19 protein-coding genes are annotated in these 20,070 nt (G+C 66.0%); 13 read left to right on the top strand and 6 right to left on the bottom strand.

Going from position 1 to position 20,070, the window contains the following annotated elements:
• Nucleotides 1–149: 149 nt before the first annotated feature.
• From mrdA to sfnR, 4 genes are all read left to right on the top strand, one after another.
• Nucleotides 150–2,045 (top strand): penicillin-binding protein 2, encoded by a 1,896-nt coding sequence (gene mrdA / locus A4C63_RS24025; RefSeq protein WP_063914935.1) that lies wholly within the window; start codon nt 150–152, stop codon nt 2,043–2,045.
• Nucleotides 2,046–2,444: 399 nt separating this feature from the next.
• Nucleotides 2,445–3,005, top strand: a complete 561-nt coding sequence (msuE, locus tag A4C63_RS24020; protein WP_063914934.1) for an FMN reductase — start codon at nt 2,445–2,447, stop codon at nt 3,003–3,005.
• 9 nt (nt 3,006–3,014) lie between these two features.
• On the top strand, nt 3,015–4,202 hold the full coding sequence (locus A4C63_RS24015) for an acyl-CoA dehydrogenase family protein (protein WP_063914933.1): 1,188 nt from the start codon (nt 3,015–3,017) through the stop codon (nt 4,200–4,202).
• Between the two features lie 9 nt (nt 4,203–4,211).
• Nucleotides 4,212–5,312: a sigma54-dependent transcriptional activator SfnR gene (sfnR, locus tag A4C63_RS24010; RefSeq protein WP_063914932.1), complete on the top strand. Its 1,101-nt coding sequence runs from the start codon at nt 4,212–4,214 to the stop codon at nt 5,310–5,312.
• Nucleotides 5,313–5,509: 197 nt separating this feature from the next.
• Here the strand turns inward: sfnR and A4C63_RS26640 are convergent, their stop codons facing one another.
• Nucleotides 5,510–5,821 carry a hypothetical protein gene (locus A4C63_RS26640; protein ID WP_063914931.1) on the bottom strand — a complete coding sequence of 104 codons (312 nt, stop codon included), beginning with the start codon at nt 5,819–5,821 and terminating at the stop codon, nt 5,510–5,512.
• Nucleotides 5,822–6,196: 375 nt separating this feature from the next.
• Nucleotides 6,197–6,823 (bottom strand): glutathione S-transferase family protein, encoded by a 627-nt coding sequence (locus A4C63_RS24000; RefSeq protein WP_063914930.1) that lies wholly within the window; start codon nt 6,821–6,823, stop codon nt 6,197–6,199.
• 177 nt (nt 6,824–7,000) lie between these two features.
• Here A4C63_RS24000 and A4C63_RS23995 point away from each other — a divergent pair, with 177 nt between their 5' ends.
• Complete coding sequence (locus A4C63_RS23995; protein ID WP_063914929.1) at nt 7,001–7,318, top strand: DUF2388 domain-containing protein; 318 nt, start codon at nt 7,001–7,003, stop codon at nt 7,316–7,318.
• 128 nt (nt 7,319–7,446) lie between these two features.
• Here A4C63_RS23995 and glcC read toward each other — a convergent pair whose 3' ends face one another.
• The gene (glcC, locus tag A4C63_RS23990) at nt 7,447–8,211 is read right to left on the bottom strand and encodes a transcriptional regulator GlcC (RefSeq protein ID WP_063914928.1); all 765 of its coding nucleotides are present in this window, start codon (nt 8,209–8,211) and stop codon (nt 7,447–7,449) included.
• A gap of 195 nt (nt 8,212–8,406) precedes the next feature.
• On the opposite strand from glcC, the gene glcD reads away from it, so the two are divergent.
• From glcD to A4C63_RS23965, 5 genes are all read left to right on the top strand, one after another.
• On the top strand, nt 8,407–9,906 hold the full coding sequence (gene glcD / locus A4C63_RS23985) for a glycolate oxidase subunit GlcD (RefSeq protein ID WP_063914927.1): 1,500 nt from the start codon (nt 8,407–8,409) through the stop codon (nt 9,904–9,906).
• Nucleotides 9,906–10,958, top strand: a complete 1,053-nt coding sequence (gene glcE, locus A4C63_RS23980) for a glycolate oxidase subunit GlcE (RefSeq protein WP_063914926.1) — start codon at nt 9,906–9,908, stop codon at nt 10,956–10,958. Before glcD ends, glcE begins: the two co-directional genes overlap by 1 nt.
• Before the next feature lie 9 nt (nt 10,959–10,967).
• Entirely contained in the window at nt 10,968–12,203 is a 1,236-nt protein-coding gene (glcF, locus tag A4C63_RS23975; protein ID WP_063914925.1) for a glycolate oxidase subunit GlcF, read from the top strand.
• The gene (locus tag A4C63_RS23970) at nt 12,196–12,594 is read left to right on the top strand and encodes a heme-binding protein (RefSeq protein ID WP_063914924.1); all 399 of its coding nucleotides are present in this window, start codon (nt 12,196–12,198) and stop codon (nt 12,592–12,594) included. The genes glcF and A4C63_RS23970 overlap by 8 nt, the downstream gene beginning before the upstream one ends.
• Before the next feature lie 152 nt (nt 12,595–12,746).
• Nucleotides 12,747–14,918: a malate synthase G gene (locus A4C63_RS23965; RefSeq protein WP_063914923.1), complete on the top strand. Its 2,172-nt coding sequence runs from the start codon at nt 12,747–12,749 to the stop codon at nt 14,916–14,918.
• 46 nt (nt 14,919–14,964) lie between these two features.
• Here the strand turns inward: A4C63_RS23965 and A4C63_RS23960 are convergent, their stop codons facing one another.
• Nucleotides 14,965–15,546, bottom strand: a complete 582-nt coding sequence (locus tag A4C63_RS23960; RefSeq protein WP_063914922.1) for a flavin reductase family protein — start codon at nt 15,544–15,546, stop codon at nt 14,965–14,967.
• A gap of 196 nt (nt 15,547–15,742) precedes the next feature.
• Here A4C63_RS23960 and A4C63_RS23955 point away from each other — a divergent pair, with 196 nt between their 5' ends.
• Together A4C63_RS23955 and A4C63_RS23950 are read left to right on the top strand one after the other, a co-directional pair.
• Nucleotides 15,743–16,081, top strand: coding sequence for a hypothetical protein (locus A4C63_RS23955; protein ID WP_063914921.1), 339 nt, complete (start codon nt 15,743–15,745; stop codon nt 16,079–16,081).
• A 193-nt stretch (nt 16,082–16,274) separates the two neighbouring features.
• Nucleotides 16,275–17,708: a PLP-dependent aminotransferase family protein gene (locus A4C63_RS23950; RefSeq protein ID WP_063914920.1), complete on the top strand. Its 1,434-nt coding sequence runs from the start codon at nt 16,275–16,277 to the stop codon at nt 17,706–17,708.
• Here A4C63_RS23950 and A4C63_RS23945 read toward each other — a convergent pair.
• Nucleotides 17,701–18,897, bottom strand: coding sequence for a cyanate transporter (locus A4C63_RS23945; RefSeq protein WP_063914919.1), 1,197 nt, complete (start codon nt 18,895–18,897; stop codon nt 17,701–17,703). The genes A4C63_RS23950 and A4C63_RS23945 overlap by 8 nt on opposite strands.
• Nucleotides 18,894–19,352 carry a nucleoside deaminase gene (locus A4C63_RS23940; protein ID WP_063914918.1) on the bottom strand — a complete coding sequence of 153 codons (459 nt, stop codon included), beginning with the start codon at nt 19,350–19,352 and terminating at the stop codon, nt 18,894–18,896. The genes A4C63_RS23945 and A4C63_RS23940 overlap by 4 nt, the downstream gene beginning before the upstream one ends.
• A gap of 197 nt (nt 19,353–19,549) precedes the next feature.
• On the opposite strand from A4C63_RS23940, the gene A4C63_RS23935 reads away from it, so the two are divergent.
• Nucleotides 19,550–19,987, top strand: a complete 438-nt coding sequence (locus tag A4C63_RS23935) for a carboxymuconolactone decarboxylase family protein (protein ID WP_063914917.1) — start codon at nt 19,550–19,552, stop codon at nt 19,985–19,987.
• Nucleotides 19,988–20,070 lie beyond the last annotated feature (83 nt).

The raw sequence follows: 20,070 nt of genomic DNA, 5'->3' as shown, positions 1-20,070 counted from the left end.
CTTCACCTTGAGGGGGCTCACTACCTTGCGTAGCATCACCGCCCCCCGGGGTCGCTGCGCGGCCCATTCGCGGGCACGCCCGCTCCCACAGGCGCGTGCCCACAGCGCTCACACCTCACCCAGCCACACCATCAGCAGACAGAACCCCGATGCCGCAACCCATCCCCCTCAAGGACCACGAAAAGGAAAAGCACCTGGTCAACCGCCGGCTTCTGGCCTGCGCCGCCCTGGTCTTCAGCCTGGTCGCCGTCCTGGTGGGCCGGCTCTATGTGCTGCAGGTGCTGCAACACGACCAGCAGACCGCCGTATCGGAAAACAACCGTGTGCACGTACTGCCCATCGCCCCCGAGCGCGGGCTGATCTACGACCGCAACGGCGTGGTGCTGGCCGACAACAAGCCCAGCTTCGACCTGACCATGACCCGCGAGCGGGCCGGCGGCGACACGGCCAAGGTGCTCGATACCCTGGCGCAGGTGCTGAGCCTGACCGACGACGACCGCAAGCAGTTCGACAAGGACCTGCGCCGTGGCCGCAAGCCGTTCGAGCCGGTGACCCTGATGGTCGGCCTGAGCGAGGAGCAGATAGCCCTGGTGGCAGTGAACCAGTTCCGCCTGCCAGGCCTGGAGGTGGAACCACAGTTCATCCGCGAGTACCCGCTGGCCGAGCATTTCGCCCACTCGGTGGGCTATGTGGGGCGCATCAACGAGAAAGAAGCCAAGGCCCTCGACAGCACCGAATACCGGGGCACCCAGTCGATCGGCAAGACCGGCATCGAGCACTTCTACGAAAGCCAGCTGCACGGCCATGTGGGCTACGAGGAGGTCGAGACCAACGCCCAGGGCCGGGTGATGCGTGTGCTCAACCACAAGGCCCCGACCCCGGGCCAGGACATTGTCCTGACCCTGGACGCGCACCTGCAACTGGCCGCAGAAAAGGCCCTGGGCGACCGCCGTGGCTCGGTGGTGGTGCTCGACCCGGCCAATGGCGATGTGCTGGCTATGGTCAGCAACCCTAGCTTCGACCCCAACCTGTTCGTCAAAGGCATCAGCTTCAAACAGTACGCTGCCCTGCGCGATTCCATCGACCGCCCGCTGTTCAACCGCGTGCTGCGCGGCCTGTATGCCCCCGGTTCGACGGTGAAGCCGGAAGTGGCCATTGCCGGCCTCGACAGCGGCGTGATCACCCCGGGCAGCCGGGTGTTCGACCCGGGCTACTACGAGCTGCCCAACTACGACCACAAGTACCGCAACTGGAACCGCAGCGGCGATGGCTGGGTGGATATGTACACCGCCATCATGCGTTCCAACGACACCTACTTCTACGACCTGGCACACAAGCTCGGCATCGACCGCCTGCACGACTACATGGCCGAGTTCGGCCTGGGCCAGAAGGTGTCGCTGGACATGTTCGAGGAGGCGCCTGGGCTGATGCCGTCAGCCGAGTGGAAGCGCGCGACCCGGCGCCAGGCCTGGTTCCCGGGCGAGACGCTGATCCTGGGCATCGGCCAGGGCTACATGCAGGTCACCCCGCTGCAGCTGGCCCAGGCCACCAGCCTGCTGGCGAGCAAGGGCGTGTGGCACCGCCCGCACCTGGCCATGACCGTGGGCGGCGATGCGCCGGTCGACCCCCACCCGATGCCCGATATCGTGCTGCACGACAGGCACGCCTGGGACCAGGTCAACCAGGGCATGCAGATGGTCATGCACGATCCGCGCGGCATCGCCCGCGCGGCCGCGGCCGGTGCGCAGTACCGGATTGCCGGCAAGAGCGGCACCGCGCAGGTGGTGGCGATCAAGCAGGGCGAACGCTACAACCGCGACAAGACCCTGGAGCGGCACCGCGACAACGCCCTGTTCGTCGGCTTTGCCCCGGCTGATCACCCGAGTGTGGTGGTGGCGGTGATGATCGAGAACGGCGAGGCCGGTGGACGGGTGGCGGGGCCGGTGGTGCGGGAGGTGATGGATGCCTATCTGCTGGATGAGCAGGGGCATCTGAAGCCGGAGTATGCGGGTGGAGTAGCGCCTCGCAGCGTGCCGCATACTTGAGAATTTTGGGGGCCGCTTTGCGCCCCATCGCGACACAAGGCCGCTCCCAAAGGATTTGCACTGTCTGTGACGCAACACTGAACTTGTGGGAGCGGCCTTGTGTCGCGAAAGGGCTGCGAAGCGGCCACAGCACATCAAAAACATCTTATGGAATAAGAATATGAATTCTTATTCTTTTTTTATCATTCAGCAATCCTCTATAAATCTCCCAACTGCACAGCCGCCAACACCCGGCCAACTGTCTGCAGCGCAACACCCGATCAACAGGAAACGCCCGCAAGGCAACAGCGCCGCAGGCATCTGAAATGCGCTAACTGCTTGATTTAAAACAACATTAAATTTCGGCACGACGATTGCTCAAGCAAAGTCCCCCGCTCAACCCGAACCGGAGACCTGCCCATGAGCACCCCACTGAACGTCGTCGCCCTGTCCGGCGGCACTGCCCGCCCCTCGCGCACCCTGGCCCTGACCGAGGCAATCCTCGCCGAGCTGGCCGAGCACCTGCACATCAAGCCGCACCTGATCGAGCTGGGCGAGATCGCCCGCCCGCTGGGCAGCGCCCTGTGGCGCAGCGAACTGCCCGAGGCCGTCGAACAGCAACTGCGCCTGGTGGAAAAAGCCGACCTGCTGGTGGTGACAACGCCGGTGTACCGCGGTAGCTTCACCGGCCACTTCAAGCACCTGTTCGACCTGATCGGCCAGGACGCCCTGGTCGACACCCCGGTACTGCTCGCCGCCACCGGCGGCAGCGAGCGCCACGCGCTGGTGCTCGACCACCAGCTGCGCCCACTGTTCAGCTTCCTGCAAGCCCTGACCCTGCCCATCGGCGTGTTCGCCAGCCAGGCGGAAATGGCCGACTACCGGGTGTCCAGCGCAGCCCTAGCCGCCCGTATCCGCCTGGCCGCCGAGCGCGCCGTACCGCTGTTCGGCGCCCATCACGCGCTGCGCAAGAGCGCCTGAGGAGCGGCCATGAATGCACCTGTGAATACGCCCCCGCGCCCTGCCCTGGCCATCGCCCGCGAACTGGCCGGGCAGTTTGCCCAGACCGCCGTCGAGCGCGATGAGCGCGGCGGCACGCCAAAAGCCGAGCGCGACGCCCTGCGTGACAGCGGCCTGCTGTCGCTGGTGATCCCGCAGGCCTTCGGCGGCCAGGGCGCCAGCTGGCACGACACCTTCGCGGTGGTACGCGAGTTCGCCCGGGTCGACAGCTCGATCGCCCACGTATTCGGCTTCCATCACCTGATGCTGGCCACCGTGCGCCTGTTCTCGCGCCCGGACCAATGGCAACCGTGGTTCGAGCAGACCGCCCGCAAGCAGTGGTTCTGGGGCAATGCCCTGAACCCGCTGGACACCCGCACCGTGGTCAAGCACTTCGATGGCTGGTGCGAGTTCTCCGGCAAGAAAAGCTTCTGCTCCGGCGCCAGCGACTCGGAAATGCTCATCGCCTCGGCAGTGGACGAACGTGCTGGCGGCAAGCTGCTGATCGCCGCCATCCCCAGTGGCCGTACCGGCATCAGCCTGCACAACGACTGGAACAACATCGGCCAGCGCCAGACCGACAGCGGCAGCGCCACCTTCGAGCGGGTACGGGTGGAGCATAACGAACTGCTGCTCGACCCAGGCCCCTTGAGCACGCCGTTCGCTGCCCTGCGCCCGCTGATTGCCCAGTTGCACTTCGCCAACCTGTTCCTCGGCATTGCCGAGGGGGCGTTCGAGGAGGCCCGCCAGTACACCCTCAAGGAAAGCCGGCCGTGGTTCCGCTCCAGCGCCGCCAGCAGCGCCGAAGACCCCTACGTGCTGCGCCATTACGGCGAGTTCTGGGTCGGCCTGGAAAGCGTGCGCCTGCTGATCGAACGGGCCGCGCGCCAGCTCGATGCCGCCTGGGCCAAGGAACACGCCCTCACGGCGCAAGAGCGCGGCGACCTGGCCCTGGCCATCGGCACCGCCAAGGTCGCCGCCAGCCGCCATGGTCTGGACATCTGCAACCGGCTGTTCGAGGTCACCGGCGCCCGCGCCACCCATGCCTCACTGCGCTTCGACCGCCACTGGCGCAACCTGCGCACACAAACCCTGCACGACCCGGTGGACTACCGCATCCACGAACTCGGCGAGTGGGCCCTCAACGACAAGCGCCCTGCCCCATCCTTCTATTCCTGAGGATTGCTCATGCAACTGCTGACCCTCCCCCCGTCCCCGACACTGGCCACCTCGATCCGGGCGACCGCACAGGTCTTCGAAGACCCCAGGTCGCAGGCGCTGCTCGCCCACCTGCAACAGGTCGCCCCCAGCGAAGCCAGCGTGCTGATCATCGGCGAAACCGGCACGGGCAAGGAGCTGGTCGCACGCCACATCCACAACCTCAGTGGTCGGCGCAACGGCCCGTTCGTCGCGGTCAACTGCGGTGCGTTCTCCGAGTCGCTGGTCGAGGCGGAGCTGTTCGGCCATGAAAAAGGCGCCTTCACCGGTGCCCTGGCGGCCAAGGCTGGCTGGTTCGAGGAGGCCAACGGCGGCACGTTGTTCCTCGACGAAATCGGCGACCTGCCGTTGCCGATCCAGGTCAAGCTGCTGCGTGTGTTGCAGGAGCGCGAAGTGGTGCGACTGGGGTCGCGCAAGAGCATCCCGATCAATGTGCGGGTGCTGGCGGCGACCAACGTGCAGCTGGAAAAGGCGATTAACGCCGGGCATTTTCGCGAAGACCTGTACTACCGGCTGAACGTGGTGACCTTGCAGTTGCACCCCTTGCGCGACCGCCCGGGTGACATCCTGCCGCTGGCCCGGCACTTCATCCGCAGCTACAGCGACCGGCTGGGCTACGGGCCGGTGGAGCTGAGCGCCAAGGCCCAGGCCAAGCTGGTGGAATACAGCTGGCCGGGCAACATCCGCGAGCTGGAGAACGTGATTCACCACAGCTTGCTGACCTGCGGCGACGGTATGGTGCAGGCGCAGGACCTGCGCCTGTCCAACCTGCGTATCGAACGGCAGGAGGAAGAGCCGGCGGGCAATGGTGTGGAGGATTTGCTGCAGCGGGCGTTCAGCCGCTTGTACGAGGAGCAGTCTGGCGACCTGTACGAGAAGGTGGAAAATGCCCTGCTGCGGTCGGCGTATCGGTTCTGCCATTACAACCAGGTGCATACCGCACAGTTGCTGGGGTTGTCGCGCAACATCACCCGTACCCGGCTGATTGCGATCGGCGAGTTGGTGGTGAACAAGCGGCGCGGGCAGGAACAGCAGGTGCTGGATAACCGGGTGGTGCGGTTGTCGATCTGATTGCTTGTAAACCTGTGCCGGCCCTTTCGCGGGTAAACCCGCTCCCACAGGGACCGTGCCGAGCTCAAGCTTGGCGCGGTCCCTGTGGGAGCGGGTTTACCCGCGAAGGGGCCGGCACAGACACCCAAGTTGCTAGTTCTGATCGCCTCCGCGATCATCCCCAACATCATGGTCAGCCCCATCATCAGCACCATGCCCTACACCGTGGGGCTCGCCCACGTCGTGATTCGCTTCGTGATTCGCCTCATGGTTGGCTTCGTGATTAGCTTCGTGGTTGGCACCATCATCAGCACCATTGCGCCCGCGGCCATCATGGCCTGGGCCGCCATGGCCACCGCCATCGCCGCTGTGCCCGCTGCCACTACCGCCGTGGCCACCACCCGAGCCACCGCCGCCGCTTCCACCACCTCCGCCATGACCACCGCCACCACCGCTACCACCTCCTCCGCCGCCATGGCCACCGCCACCGCCGCTTCCACCACCACCATGGCCACCACCACCACCACCACCGCTACCATCCTTCGCATACGCGCTGGAGGTACCGCCAATGGAGTCAGGCACCAAAACAGCCGAAGCCGACAACACAGCACCGATAGCCAAAGCCAGCAAGCATTTCCTGAGCATGATGAGCCTCCGCTTGGAGTAGCACAGGGTTGCATGACGCACCCTGTGATTTCCGGCCCCCCCATGGGGCGACCTGCAAACCAGCGCGACCTTCCATCTGCAGCGGTTGAACGAGATCCTTCAGGGCCTGCTGGCCAAATATTTCAGAATGTTTCTTGATTTTTTGAGCGTAGCCACCCCGCTGCGCTTGTCACCGACCGATCATCAGAATGGTTGGCTCGCCAAAGGCTACTGCACCATGAGCCGGCGAGCCGGCTTGGTCAGGAGGCCGCGCGCGGCATCAACTCATACGGGTGCTTCCACCCTGGCAACGCCTGGATCCGCGCCTTCCATGCCTCGATGTGGGTGAACTGCGCCAACGCAATGCCAGTGTCCTCCGGCATGAACACATACCCCGCCAGCGACAGGTCAGCAATAGTCAGCCGGCCACCGACCATGAACGGCGTCTTCGCCAAGTGCGCGTCGACAATACGGTAGGCCGCCGTGGCACGCTCACGCAGGAACCGGGTCACGTCCGTTTCGCCGGTTTTCTTCAGGCAGAACAGAAAGCGCAGGGCCGCGTAGTAACTGGTGAACTTGTGGTTGTCGAACAGCATCCAGCGCCAAATCTCGCGCTTTTCGTCTTCGTCGCGGGGGCCGAACTGCCCGGTTTTTTCTGCGAGGTAGTCAAGGATCAGAGCAGACTGGGTGATGGACTTGCCGGCGTGTTCCAGCACCGGCACCTCGCCCTGCTCGTTCACCTCTTCGCGCCAGGCTTGTTCGCGGGTTTGGCCATTGAAGAAGTCGACGAACACCGGCTGCCAGTCCTGGCCGGTGAGTTCAAGCATGAGCGCAGCCTTGTAGGCGTTTCCGGATTCGGCGAAACAATGCAGCTTGTAGTCGGGCATGGGCGGGAACCTTCAGTATCCTTTGAATGATTGGGGCCATCAGCCCGAGCAAATCACGCCTGGCTCGACATGGTCAATGCCTTCCCGGGGCGAACAAGGGAACTACCTCCCTACCTGCGCTTTCTTAAACACTGAGTGGTTCAATTACTTGGGCTTCATGCTACTGGAGAACACACCATGCGCCACCTACTCTTCGCCCCTGCGCTGCTGCTCCTGCTGCCTGCCGGTGCTGCCCTGGCTGACGTCGACGCGGGCGACGTCGCCACCTCGGCCGGTGTTTCCGCTTCGCTTTACTCGACCTTCAAGGACGACAAACGGATCATCCCGGCGCGTGACGAGCTTTCGGCCTACGTCGCCAGCGGTGGTGCAATCCGTGGCGCCTATGTGGAGTCGGCGCTGGAACAAGCCCGCAAGGACCACCCTGGCCTGCAGGCCAATGATGAAGAGCTGGCCCGGGCCATCCTCTCGCAGGATGACCGCATAGCCGATCATTGATTAAGGTAATCCTGCACCGGCCTCTTCGCGGGTAAACCCGCTCCCACAGGAACCGCACCGACTTCAAACCCAGTGTGGTCCCCTGTAGGAGCGGGTTTACCCGCGAAAGGGCCGGCACAGGCAAAACCTCAACCCCAGCCATCCATGCGCATCGTCGCCCTTACCAACCGCTGCTCTTCCTGCTCGATCTCCCGCAAGCTGTCGCGGATCCCGTTGATATGCTCACGCGCCGCGCGCTGCGCCTGCTCCGGCAGCTGCTCCATCACCGCGTGATACAACCGCGCATGCTGGCGGTCGATCTGGCGCTTCTGTGCCGGACGGCAATACAGGTTGTTGACCGAGGCGAACACCGTGCTCAAGGTCAGGTCACTGAGCGATTGCAAGGTATGCACCAGCACCGGGTTGTGCGACGCCTCGCTGATCGCCCGGTGAAAGGCATGGTCGCGGCGGGCATGTTCACGGGCATCAATCGCTTCGGGGGCCTCGTGCGCAGCCAGCATTTCTTCATAACGCCGACGGATCAGCAAACGGTCGACCTCGGTGGCCCGCAACGCCGCCAGGCGCGCCGATTCGGCCTCCAGCAACGCCCGCACTTCCAGCAGGTCGAACAGCGTGCGCGGCTGCGAGCTGAACAGGTGCATCAACGGCGTGGCCCCCGCCTGACCCGTCAGGTCGGCAACGAACGAGCCCCGCCCCTGCTCGGTGTCGATGATGCCGCGCCCACGCAGGATGCGCAGGCCTTCACGCAGCGCCGAGCGCGAGCAGCCCAGCTTGTCCACCAGGCGTCGCTCCGACGGCAGGGCCTGGCCCACCTTGAGCACGCCATCGACGATCAGCCGCTCGACCCGTTCTGCCACCTGATCAGCGACCTTGACCTTGCCTTCAGTACCCACTGCGCACCCTCCTGCTGGTAGGACCACTTCGACCACCTGCCTCAATCTAGCTGGGCAAAGCCGTCAATAACCAGTACCAGCAGCAAAAACTGGTAGGACCAGTTAACCCCGTACTCGACCCAGGCCGCGGCCACGCGCAGGCTGCAAGGGTAAACGCTTTGCCAACAACAACAAAAACCGTTGCCGAGTGAGCCGATGAATATCCTGTACGACGAACGCGTCGATGGCGCGCTGCCCGACGTGGACCGGGCGGCGCTGCTGCAGGCGCTGCGCGCTGCCCTGCCGGACCTCGAGATCCTGCACCGCGAGGAAGACCTCAAGCCCTATGAATGCGACGGCCTCTCGGCCTACCGCACGGTGCCGCTGCTGGTGGTGCTGCCCGAGCGCCTGGAACAGCTGCAGGCGCTGCTCAGGCTCTGCCACCAGCGTGGCGTACCGGTGGTGGCACGCGGTGCCGGTACCGGCCTGTCGGGCGGCGCCCTGCCGCTGGCCAAAGGCATCCTGCTGGTGATGGCGCGCTTCAACCGCATACTCGAAGTCAACCCGCAGGGCCGCTTCGCCCGTGTGCAACCCGGCGTGCGCAACCTGGCCATCTCCCAGGCTGCGGCGCCCCACGGGTTGTACTACGCGCCGGACCCATCCTCGCAAATCGCCTGCTCCATCGGCGGCAATGTCGCCGAAAACGCCGGTGGCGTGCATTGCCTGAAGTACGGCCTGACCGTGCACAACCTGCTCAAGGTGGACATCCTCACCGTTGAGGGCGAGCGCCTGACCCTCGGCAGCGACGCCCTGGACAGCCCCGGTTTCGACCTGCTGGCACTGTTCACCGGTTCCGAAGGCATGCTCGGCATCGTCACCGAAGTCACCGTCAAGCTACTGCCCAAGCCCCAGGTCGCACGGGTGCTGCTGGCCAGTTTCGACAGCGTCGAGGACGCCGGCCGGGCGGTAGCCGAAATCATCGCTGCCGGGATCATCCCCGGCGGCCTTGAGATGATGGACAACCTGGCCATTCGCGCCGCCGAAGACTTCATCCACGCCGGCTACCCGGTGGACGCAGCGGCCATCCTGCTGTGCGAGCTGGATGGCGTCGAGGCCGATGTGCACGACGACTGCGAACGGGTCGCCGCCGTACTGGCACAAGCCGGCGCGCGTGATGTGCGGCTGGCCTGCGACGAGGCCGAGCGCGTACGCTTCTGGGCCGGGCGCAAGAATGCCTTCCCGGCGGTGGGGCGCATTTCCCCGGACTACTACTGCATGGACGGCACCATCCCGCGCCGCGAACTACCACGGGTGCTCAAGGGTATCAGCGAACTGTCCAGCGAATATGGCCTGCGCGTGGCCAACGTATTCCACGCTGGCGATGGCAACATGCACCCGCTGATCCTGTTCGATGCCAACCTGCCCGGCGAGCTGGAACGTGCCGAAGCCATCGGCGGCAAGATCCTCGAACTGTGTGTGGCCGTGGGCGGCAGCATCACCGGCGAGCACGGCGTGGGGCGCGAGAAGATCAACCAGATGTGCGCACAGTTCAACAGCGACGAAATCACCCTGTTCCATGCGGTCAAGGCCGCCTTCGATCCACAGGGCCTGCTCAACCCCGGCAAGAACATCCCCACCCTGCACCGCTGCGCCGAGTTCGGCGCCATGCATGTGCACCATGGGCAACTGCCCTTCCCCGAACTGGAGCGCTTCTGATGAGCATGGACCGCGACATCAGCCAGGCCCTGCTGGAGCAGGTCAACCAGGCGCTGAACCAGGCCACGCCGCTGCGTATCCAGGGCGGTAACAGCAAGGCCATGCTCGGCTGCCCGGTGGACGGCGAGGTGCTGGACACCCGCAGCCACCGGGGCATCGTCAGCTACGACCCGACCGAACTGGTGCTCACCGCCCGCGCCGGCACGCCACTGCGCGAGATCGAGGCGGCGCTACACGAAGCTGGCCAGATGCTGCCCTGCGAACCACCACACCTTGGCCCCGACGCCACCTTGGGTGGCATGGTCGCGGCCGGGCTGTCGGGCCCACGGCGGCCATGGGCCGGGTCGGTGCGCGACTATGTGTTGGGCACACGGGTGATCACCGGCCACGGCAAGCTGCTGCGCTTTGGTGGCGAAGTGATGAAGAACGTCGCCGGCTATGACGTGTCGCGGCTGATGGCGGGCAGTTTCGGCTGCCTCGGGTTGCTGACCGAAGTGTCGCTGAAAGTACTGCCCCGCCCACGCCAATGCCTCAGCCTGCGCCTGCCGATGGGCCGCCACCAGGCGCTGGCGGCGCTGGCCGAGTGGGGCCAGCAGCCGCTGCCGATCAGCGCGGCCTGCCATGACGGCGACGCGCTGTACCTGCGCCTGGAAGGCGGCGAAGGCTCGGTGCAGTCGGCGCGCCAGCGCCTGGGCGGCGAAGCACTGGACAGCCGCTTCTGGAGCGACCTGCGCGAGCAGCGCCTGGCGTTCTTTGCCAACCCCGCGCCGCTGTGGCGCTTGTCCGTGCCCAACGCCACCGGCGACCTGGACCTGCCCGGCCACCAGCTGATCGACTGGGGTGGCGCCCAGCGCTGGCTCAAGTCCACGGCACCGGCGCAGGACATCCGCCAGCAGGTCGCCCAGGTCGGTGGCCACGCCACCTGCCATGCCCCTGGCGCTGCCAGCAGCCCGCCGCTGCCCGCCGCGCTGATGCGCTACCACCGTGCGCTCAAGCAGCAACTCGACCCCCAGGGGGTGTTCAACCCTGGCCGCCTGTACCCGGACCTGTGAGGCCAGACCATGCAAACCAACCTGAGTGAAACCGCCCGGCGCCTGGCCCGCGCCGACGAGGCCGAAAGCATCCTGCGCTCCTGCGTGCACTGTGGCTTCTGCACCGCCACCTGCCCCACCTACCAACTGCTGGGCGATGAACTGGACGGCCCACGCGGGCGCATCTACCTGATCAAGCAGATGCTCGAAGGCGCGCCGATCACCGCCAGCACCCAGTTGCACCTGGATCGCTGCCTGACCTGCCGCAACTGTGAAACCACCTGCCCTTCCGGGGTGAAGTACCACGACCTGCTGGACATCGGCCGCGCCGTGGTCGAACAGCAAGTGCCGCGCCCGCTCGGCCAGCGCCTGCTGCGCCAGGGCCTGCGTGCAGTGGTACCCCGCCCGGCGCTGTTCAAGGCCCTGACCCGCAGCGGCCAGGCCCTGCGCCCGCTGCTGCCGGCCACGCTCAAGCGCAAACTGCCGGCGCGGGTCACCGCCCCCGGCCAACGCCCCGCGCCGCGCCATGCGCGTCGGGTGCTGATGCTGGAAGGCTGCGTGCAACCGGCCCTGTCGCCCAACACCAATGCTGCCGCTGCGCGCCTGCTGGATCGCCTGGGCATCAGCGTGGTGCCGGTACAGCAGGCCGGCTGCTGTGGCGCAGTGGACTATCACCTCAATGCCCAGGAACAAGGCTTGCTACGGGCGCGGCGCAATATCGATGCCTGGTGGCCAGCCATCGAGGCCGGCGCCGAGGCTATCGTGCAAACTGCCAGCGGCTGCGGCGCGTTCGTGCGCGACTACGGCCACCTGCTGGAAAAAGACCCACGCTACGCCGCCAAGGCCGCACGGGTCAGCGCCCTGTCCCGCGACCTGGTGGAGGTGCTGCGCGACGAGCCGGTCGAGCAACTGGGCCTGTGCGCCGAACAGCGCCTGGCCTTCCATTGCCCATGCACCCTGCAGCACGCGCTGAAGCTGGGCGGTGCGGTGGAGGCGTTGCTGACACGCCTGGGCTTCACCTTGACCCCGGTACCGGACGGCCACCTGTGCTGCGGCTCGGCCGGCACCTATTCGCTGACCCAGCCTGAGCTGTCGCTACAACTGCGCGACAACCGCCTCAACGCCCTGGAAAGCGGCAAACCGCAAGTCATCGCCACCGCCAACATTGGCTGCCAGGCCCACCTCGACGGGGCCGGGCGCACACCGGTGCGGCACTGGATCGAAATCGTCGAAGCAGCCTTGAACCCGGAGAACCACCATGCATAGCAAGTTCGTGATCGGCCAGGCCGAAGTCGCCCGCGTGCTGACCGCCGCCCGCCAGGAAGCCCAGGCGCAACAATGGAACGTGACCATTGCCGTGGTCGACGACGGCGGCCACCCACTGGCCCTGGAGCGCCTGGACGGCTGCGCGCCGGCCAGCGCCTATATCGCGATGGAAAAGGCCCGCACTGCCGCGCTGGGGCGCAAGGAGACGCGGGATTACGAGGAGATGGTCAATGGTGGCCGTACCGCTTTCGTCACCGCGCCGCTGCTGACCAGCCTGGAGGGTGGCGTACCGCTGCGGGTGGATGGGCAGGTAGTAGGGGCGATTGGCGTATCCGGAGTCAAAGCCGAGCAAGACGCCCAAGTGGCCAAGGCCGGGGCGGCTGCCCTCTGAATCCTGCGCCGGCCTCTTCGCGGGCTTGCCCGCTCCTACAGGGTTTTCACAAGACCTGAGACCTGCGCAGTACCTGTGGGAGCGGGCAAGCCCGCGAAGAGGCCGGCACAAGCAAAAACTTTCCAGAAGCCTGAACATAGAGCGAACAGACAATGCCAAACCATCCACTCCAGATCGCCCCCACCCTGCAGCGCTTCATCGAAGACGAAGTGCTCCCCGGCACCGGCATCGAAGCCCACGCCTTCTGGCAAGGCTTCAGCACCCTGGTCCATGACCTCGCCCCACAAAACCGCGCCCTGCTCGCCGAACGCGAGCGCCTGCAGACCGAACTGGACAACTGGCACCGCCAGCACCCCGGCCCGATCCGTGATATGGCCGCCTACCAGCATTTCCTGCAGGGCATCGGCTACCTCGTGGAGGCACCCGCAAGCGTGCAGGTCAGCACCCGTAACGTAGACCGCGAGATTGCCGTACAGGCCGGCCCGCAACTGGTGGTGCCGCTGAGCAACGCCCGCTACGCCCTGAATGCTGCCAACGCCCGCTGGGGCTCGCTCTACGATGCCCTGTACGGCACCGATGCCATCGCCGAAACCGGTGGCGCCGAACGTGGCCAGGGCTACAACCCGCAACGCGGCGCCAAGGTGATCGCCTATGGCCGACAGTTCCTCGATACCTCTGCCCCGCTCGACGGTGCGTCGCACAACGACGCCAAGGCCTACGCGATCAACCAGGGCATGCTGCAGGTAACCCTGGCCGATGGCCGCCAGGTCGGCCTCAGGCATCCCGCACAACTGCGTGGCTACCAAGGTGAGCCGAACACGCCAACAGCGATCCTGTTGCAGCACCACCAACTGCATTTCGAAATCCAGGTCGACCCGGCCAACGCGATCGGCCAGCAGGACCCGGCCGGGGTCAAGGACATCCTCCTGGAAGCCGCGCTCACCACCATCATCGACTGCGAGGACTCGGTAGCTGCCGTGGACGCCGACGACAAGGTCAACGTCTACCGCAACTGGCTGGGCCTGATGAAAGGCGACCTCAGCGAGCAGGTCAGCAAGGGCGGCAAAACCTTCAACCGCACCCTGGCCGAAGACCGCCACTACCGCAGCGCTAACGGCCAGCCACTGACCCTGCCGGGCCGCTCGCTGCTGTTTATCCGCAACGTCGGCCACCTGATGACCAACCCGGCCATCCACGACCGCGATGGTCGGGAAATCCCGGAGGGCATCCTCGATGCCGTGGTCACCAGCCTGATCGGCCTGCATGACCTCAAGCGCCGCGGCAACTCCCGCGAAGGCAGCCTGTACATCGTCAAGCCAAAGATGCACGGACCGGCCGAGGTGGCCTTTGCCGACCAGCTGTTCGGCCGCGTCGAAGCCCTGTTGGGCCTGCCCGCACACACGCTGAAGATGGGCATCATGGACGAGGAGCGGCGTACCAGCGTCAACCTCAAGGCCTGCATCGCCAGCGCCGCGTCACGGGTGGTGTTCATCAACACCGGCTTCCTCGACCGCACCGGTGACGAGATGCACACCGCCATGGAAGCCGGCGCCATGCTGCGCAAGGGCGACATGAAGGGCAGCGCCTGGATCCAGGCCTACGAGCGCAGCAATGTACTGGTGGGGCTGGCCTGTGGCCTGCGCGGCAAGGCGCAGATCGGCAAGGGCATGTGGGCCATGCCCGACCTGATGGCGGCCATGCTCGAACAGAAAATCGCCCAGCCCAAGGCCGGAGCCAACACAGCCTGGGTGCCCTCACCCACCGCCGCAACACTGCATGCGCTGCACTACCACCAGGTGGATGTGGCGGCCGTGCAGCAAACGCTGGAACAGATTGACCTGAATGCCCAGCGCGCGGAGTTGCTGCATGACCTGCTCAGTGTCCCGGTCAGCCCCGAGCGGCCCTGGAGCGCAGCCGACATCCAGGCCGAACTGGACAACAACTGCCAAGGTATCCTCGGTTACGTGGTGCGCTGGGTCGAGCAAGGGGTCGGCTGCTCCAAGGTGCCGGATATCCATGATGTGGGCCTGATGGAAGACCGCGCGACCCTGCGGATTTCGGCGCAGCACATTGCCAACTGGCTGCACCATGGGGTGGTCGATGCCGAACAGGTCGAGGCGACCTTGCAACGCATGGCCCGCGTGGTCGACCAGCAGAATGCCGGGGATCCGGCGTACCGGCCGATGGCGGCCGGTTTCGAGGCATCGCATGCCTTCCGCGCTGCGCGTGAGCTGGTGTTCAAGGGGCGGCAGCAGCCCAGTGGCTATACCGAACCGTTGCTGCATGGCTGGCGCTTGCGCTTCAAGCAGGAGGTCGGGCGCTGATGCTGACAGGGGCCGCTATGCGGCCCGATCGCCGGTACCGGTGTAATCAATTTTGCGAATCGACCACCACCGGCTCGCCAATCGCATAAAAATGCCCACCCGCCACGTAGTGCAAACTGCGCCACTGCGGGTCGGCATGCTCGTAGGCCCAATGGCCATCGCGGAACACCCGGTCATCGGCCCAGGCCGCCACCACCTCGCCGATGAACAGGTCGTAAGTGTTCTGGTTGTGCGGCTCGTCGATCACCCGGCACATCAACCAGGCCGAACAGCCTTCAACCAACGGCGCCGCATGCCCCTCGACCCGCGCCAGCTGCACACCAATGCTGGCGAGCTTGTCGGGCTGGTCGAACAGGCTGCGGGTACCCACCTGGTGGGTCAACTGCGCCTGCGCCGCGGTTGGCACCTGGATCACGAACCAGCCACTGCCCTCCACCAACTGTCGGGTGCGGGCAGTCTTGTCGAGCACCACGGTCACCTTGGGTGGGTCGAAATCCAGCGCACAGGCCCAGGCGGCCGCCATGACATTGTCCACCCCTTCGTGGCTGGCCGACACCAGCACCGTCGGGCCGTGGTTCAGCAGGCGATAGGCCTTTTTCAGGTCGACGGTTTGGAAATGGCTGTTCATGGCAATCCTCGGCAAGGCAGGTAGCGGGCGGCAGATTGTGCCGCAGGCACCGTCCTCCCGCCAGTTTGGGGTGGCATCCCGGTAACTTCAGAAATTTCCTATGCGACGCTCGGAAGCGTCCTACTTGCTGCCCCTGCCCACTGTAAACATGATCGGCACTGGATGACGCAAGGTCGCGATCCAGAGGAGGTTCCGCATGCACCTGAACGCCCGCCCCACCGCCGAATTGCGCAGTACCCTGCGCGAACTGCTGGCCCATGACATGAACAACCCGAATGAAGACCCCCACCTGTCGGGGGTGATGTTCTTCTGCGCTACCGATGAACGCTCCCGACAATTGATCGAGCGTATCGAGTTGCTGGCCAGCGAGGTGTTTTTCGACCCGAACGGGCGGGCCATTTCCGAGCAGATGAAAGCGGCGGCGGTGGAAGGCGTGCGCATCAAACGCAACCGCAAGGCGCCGGCGGACGAAACGGTGATACGCATTGCGCTGGCGGACAAGGGCTACATCACGGTGAGCACTGCCCGGATCTGAGTTTGCGTTGGCTTTCCGGGGGTGCTTCGCACCCCATCGCAACACAAGGCCGCTCCCACAGGTACAGCGCTGCATTCAAAGTCTGTGATGTTCCTGTGGGAGCGGCCTTGTGTCGCGATGGGCCGCAAAGCGGCCCCCTGCCCTTCCCCAGCCAATCCGCTATCCTGAGCAATCCCCTGCTCCGGACCACACCATGGAACTGCACATTCGCCTGGAAGGCCGCAAAGGCCTGGCAGACCAGCTTTACCAGCAACTGCGTGCCGGCATCGACAGCGGCCATCTGGCCGCCGGCACTCAACTGCCGCCAAGCCGCCTGCTGGCAGTGCAGTTGGGCGTATCGCGCAAGACCGTTGCCGAGGCCTATTCCCGGCTGACCTACGACAACCTGCTAAGCGGCGTGGTCGGCCGTGGCACCTTCATCACCCCGCGCCAGCCGCTGCGCAACAGCGAATCAAGCGCCATTCCCCTGGCCGGTGCCGCCTCGCTCGAACGCTGGCAGCAACGCGCCACCGTGCTGAGCCAACGTCAGTTGGAGGCACCCTCGCGCTATGACTTTATCGGCGGGGCGTCGAGCAAGGCGCAGTTCCCGTTCGACCAGTGGCGCAGTTGCCTGAACTACGCCCTGCGCCGCAGCCAGCGCCACCCCGAGCGACAGTTCGCGGCCCAGGGCCTGCCAGAGCTGCGCGAGGCCATCGCCCACCATGTCGCCTACGCCCGCGGCGTGCACTGCAGCGCCGCCGACCTGCTGGTGTGCAACGGCGCCCAGCAGGCACTGGACCTGATCGCCCGGGTGCTGGTCGAGCCAGGTTGCCAGGTGGCCATGGAAGACCCCGGCTACCCACCGGCGCGGCAACTGTTCCTGGCCCTGGGCGCACGCCTGCAATCGGTACCGGTGGACGATGAAGGCCTGTGCGTGGAGCAGATCGCCGACGGCACCCGGCTGATCTATGTGACGCCCTCGCACCAGTTCCCGCTGGGCATGCCGATGAGCGAACCACGCCGGCACGCCCTGCTGGCACGGGCCGCCGAGCTGGGTGCACTGATCATCGAAGACGACTACGACTGCGAGTTCCGCTACCACGGCCCCGCCGCGGATGCTTTGCAGCGCCTCGACCGCCATGGCCTGGTGGCCTATGTGGGGACCTTTTCCAAGACCTTGCTGCCCGAGCTGCGCCTGGGCTACGCCGTACTACCGCCCGCCGTGTTGAAGGCCGCCTGCGTGGCCAAGCACCTCAGCGACTGGCACAGCCCGCCCCTGTTGCAGTGGGCGCTGGCGCGGTTTCTCGGCGAAGGCCACCTGAACAAGCACATCCGCCGTTGCCACGAGGTCTACAGCGCCCGCCGCGAACGCATCCTCGCGCGCCTGGGCGGCGACCTGGCGCCGTGGTTCAGCGCCATCCCCGCCAGCGCCGGTTTCCACCTCAGCGCCCTGGCCAAACCTGGGGTCGATGTAGAACTGCTGGCCAACCTCGCGCGCAAGGTGGAGGTCGGCCTGTACTCGCTGGCACCGTTCTTCAGCGAAGCGCCAGTGCGCCCGGGGCTGTTGCTGGGCTTCGGCGCCATCGAGCTGCTGGACATCGACCCAGCGCTGGACCGGGTCCGCGACACCCTGCAGCGCCTCAGTTGACCGGCGCGACCTTGCCCGCCACAACCGGGCGGGCGATGGCCGTGGCATAACCGCGTGGGTTGAAGCACGCGGTTACCAGCAGCATCGCCACCACGGTCACGGTCAGCAGCGTCCACGCGGCCTGAAAATCGCCGCTCATATCGCGCAGCCAGCCGGTAAGGTACGGCACGATGCCGGTGATGATGAAGCCGATGCCCTGCACGAACGCCGCCAGGCTGCCAGCCTCGGCAGGCGTCTTCAGGTGTTCCAGGGTCAGCGTCAGGCTCTGGCTGAAGCAGGCGCCCAGGCCAAAACCGATCATAGCCACCCACAACCCCGAGGCCAGTGTGGGTGCCAACAGCAGGCCGAGGAAACCCACCAGCTGGATCGCCAACGCCAGCCACAGGCCCGGGCGCCGGTCTGCCCAGCGCCGCAGCAACAGCGGCAGGCCCAGTGCGCCGGCCACCTGGAAGATGGTCATCAGGCCCACCAGGTCGGCGCCGCCCTGGGCGCTGCCGCCGTGCTCGATGTGATAGGCCGGCAACCAGGCCACCATGCTGGTGTAGCCGCCGTTGATCAAGCCGAAGTACAGCGCCAGCAACCAGGCCCGGCGCGTACCGAACCAGTGCCCGCCGGTGTCACCGGCCAGCTTCAGCGCCTCCTGGCGTGGCCGCAGCGCGGCCCAGGCCAGCACCGCCAGTACGGCCGGGATCGCCCACAGGCCCAGGCCGGCCTGCCAGCGGCCGAAGTAGCCACTGATCTGCGGACCGAGCACGGCAGCCAGGCCGCCGCCACTCATCAGTGCTGCCGAATACAGGCCCATCGCTCCCGCCAGGCGCCCGGGGAACCAGCGGTTGACCAGCCCCGGCATCATGCCCTGCACTACCGCCACCCCCAGGCCGGCGACCACCGCACTGGCAATCAGCGCCCAGGCGCTGTCCAGTTGCAGGCGCCACAGGCAGGCCAGAGCGATGGCAGCCAGGCCAGCGAGCATGCCGCCATGTTCGCTGATCCAGCGCCGCAACCAGGGTTGCAGCAAGGGCACCAGGCCCATGCACAGCACCGGCAACGCCGTCAGCAAGGCCGCCTGCTGGTAACCCAGGCCGGTGCTGGCGCGCATGGGTTCGAGCAACGGGCCGATGCTAGTCAGGATCGGCCGCAGGTTCAGTGCCAGCAGGATGACCAGCAACAGGTTCAATGCCGCTCTCATTGTGCGTTGGCCTGTTTCCATTCAAGGTACAGACCGGCTTCGCCGCTGGGCTTCAGTGCGCGCAGCGGCAGGCTCTGCTGCTGGGGCGGGCGAGCCATCTGCGCGTATACCGCCGCGGTGGACAAACCGTAGGCTTCGCCCTCGGCGTTGTCGTAGGCAAACCAGGCCCGCTCGATGCCACACAGGTGCATGGCCGCCAGGCACATCGGGCACGGGTGGCCGCTGGCGTAGATTTCGGCGCCGTCCAGGCGCGCCTGGCCCAGGGCATGGCTGGCTTTGCGGATGGCCTGCATTTCGGCGTGGGCGGTCGGGTCCTGGGTGCTGTGGATCTCGTTGACCGCACGCGCCAGCACCTGCCCCTGGTACACGAGCACGGCGCCGAAGGGCCGGCCACCGGCCTGAATATTGGCGCGGGCCAGGTCGAGGGCTTCGCGCATGTAGCGTTCTTCGGACATGAATCGGTTCTCCTGTTGCAAGACCTGGTCATTATCCGGGCTCGGGCGGCCTGGCAGAAATGAAGAGATTGGATGCCTGTCAGTGGCCTCCCAAATGGTCGATTGGCCTCCCGTTTATGCGCGTGATTGGCTATCGGGCAGGCCAACGGGCGGCGCTACAGTAGCGCCATCCCTCCCCTCACCCTTTGGAGACAGCCATGCATAACCGTATCGAATGGGCCAAGCACGCCCCCGAAGCCTACAAAGCCATGGTCGGCCTGGAGCAGGCCCTGGCCAAGAGCGGCCTGGAGAATTCCCTGCTGGAGCTGGTGCGCCTGCGGGCCTCGCAGATCAACGGCTGCGCCTACTGCGTCAACCTGCACGCCAACGATGCGCGCAAGGCCGGTGAGACCGAGGCACGCCTGCAGACCTTGTGCGTCTGGCAGGATACCGCCTACTTCACCCCGCGCGAACGTGCCGCCCTGGCCTGGGTGGAAAGCCTGACCCGGCTGCCCGAGCACGGCGCGCCGCAGGCGGAATATGAGGCCTTGCAGCAACACTTCGAGCCGGCCGAGGTGGCCAACCTGACCTTGGCAATTGCCACCATCAATGCCTGGAACCGCTTCGGGGTCGGGTTTGCCATGGTGCCGGCCTGATCATTGATCGGAGCCTGTGCCGGCCTCTTCGCGGGCTTGCCCGCTCCCACAGGGATCTCACAGAGCCTGAAAGCTGTGCTGTA

This window comes from Pseudomonas sp. p21 (assembly GCF_001642705.1).
Lineage (GTDB): Bacteria > Pseudomonadota > Gammaproteobacteria > Pseudomonadales > Pseudomonadaceae > Aquipseudomonas.
The sequence above is the reverse complement of the archived record's forward strand: the minus strand, read 5'-3'. Positions and strand labels throughout refer to the sequence as shown.

Excerpts from the sequence above, each read along its gene's own strand:
- glcE (WP_063914926.1), top strand. The coding sequence starts at position 9,906 with ATGAGCATGGACCGCGACATCAGCCAGGCCCTGCTGGAGCAGGTCAAC.
- A4C63_RS24000 (WP_063914930.1), bottom strand. The coding sequence starts at position 6,823 with ATGCCCGACTACAAGCTGCATTGTTTCGCCGAATCCGGAAACGCCTAC.
- A4C63_RS23940 (WP_063914918.1), bottom strand. The coding sequence starts at position 19,352 with ATGTCCGAAGAACGCTACATGCGCGAAGCCCTCGACCTGGCCCGCGCC.
- A4C63_RS23965 (WP_063914923.1), top strand. The coding sequence starts at position 12,747 with ATGCCAAACCATCCACTCCAGATCGCCCCCACCCTGCAGCGCTTCATC.
- A4C63_RS23970 (WP_063914924.1), top strand. The coding sequence starts at position 12,196 with ATGCATAGCAAGTTCGTGATCGGCCAGGCCGAAGTCGCCCGCGTGCTG.
- sfnR (WP_063914932.1), top strand. The coding sequence starts at position 4,212 with ATGCAACTGCTGACCCTCCCCCCGTCCCCGACACTGGCCACCTCGATC.
- mrdA (WP_063914935.1), top strand. The coding sequence starts at position 150 with ATGCCGCAACCCATCCCCCTCAAGGACCACGAAAAGGAAAAGCACCTG.
- A4C63_RS23995 (WP_063914929.1), top strand. The coding sequence starts at position 7,001 with ATGCGCCACCTACTCTTCGCCCCTGCGCTGCTGCTCCTGCTGCCTGCC.
- A4C63_RS23945 (WP_063914919.1), bottom strand. The coding sequence starts at position 18,897 with ATGAGAGCGGCATTGAACCTGTTGCTGGTCATCCTGCTGGCACTGAAC.
- A4C63_RS23955 (WP_063914921.1), top strand. The coding sequence starts at position 15,743 with ATGCACCTGAACGCCCGCCCCACCGCCGAATTGCGCAGTACCCTGCGC.
- A4C63_RS24015 (WP_063914933.1), top strand. The coding sequence starts at position 3,015 with ATGAATGCACCTGTGAATACGCCCCCGCGCCCTGCCCTGGCCATCGCC.
- A4C63_RS23935 (WP_063914917.1), top strand. The coding sequence starts at position 19,550 with ATGCATAACCGTATCGAATGGGCCAAGCACGCCCCCGAAGCCTACAAA.
- glcD (WP_063914927.1), top strand. The coding sequence starts at position 8,407 with ATGAATATCCTGTACGACGAACGCGTCGATGGCGCGCTGCCCGACGTG.
- msuE (WP_063914934.1), top strand. The coding sequence starts at position 2,445 with ATGAGCACCCCACTGAACGTCGTCGCCCTGTCCGGCGGCACTGCCCGC.
- A4C63_RS23960 (WP_063914922.1), bottom strand. The coding sequence starts at position 15,546 with ATGAACAGCCATTTCCAAACCGTCGACCTGAAAAAGGCCTATCGCCTG.
- glcF (WP_063914925.1), top strand. The coding sequence starts at position 10,968 with ATGCAAACCAACCTGAGTGAAACCGCCCGGCGCCTGGCCCGCGCCGAC.
- A4C63_RS23950 (WP_063914920.1), top strand. The coding sequence starts at position 16,275 with ATGGAACTGCACATTCGCCTGGAAGGCCGCAAAGGCCTGGCAGACCAG.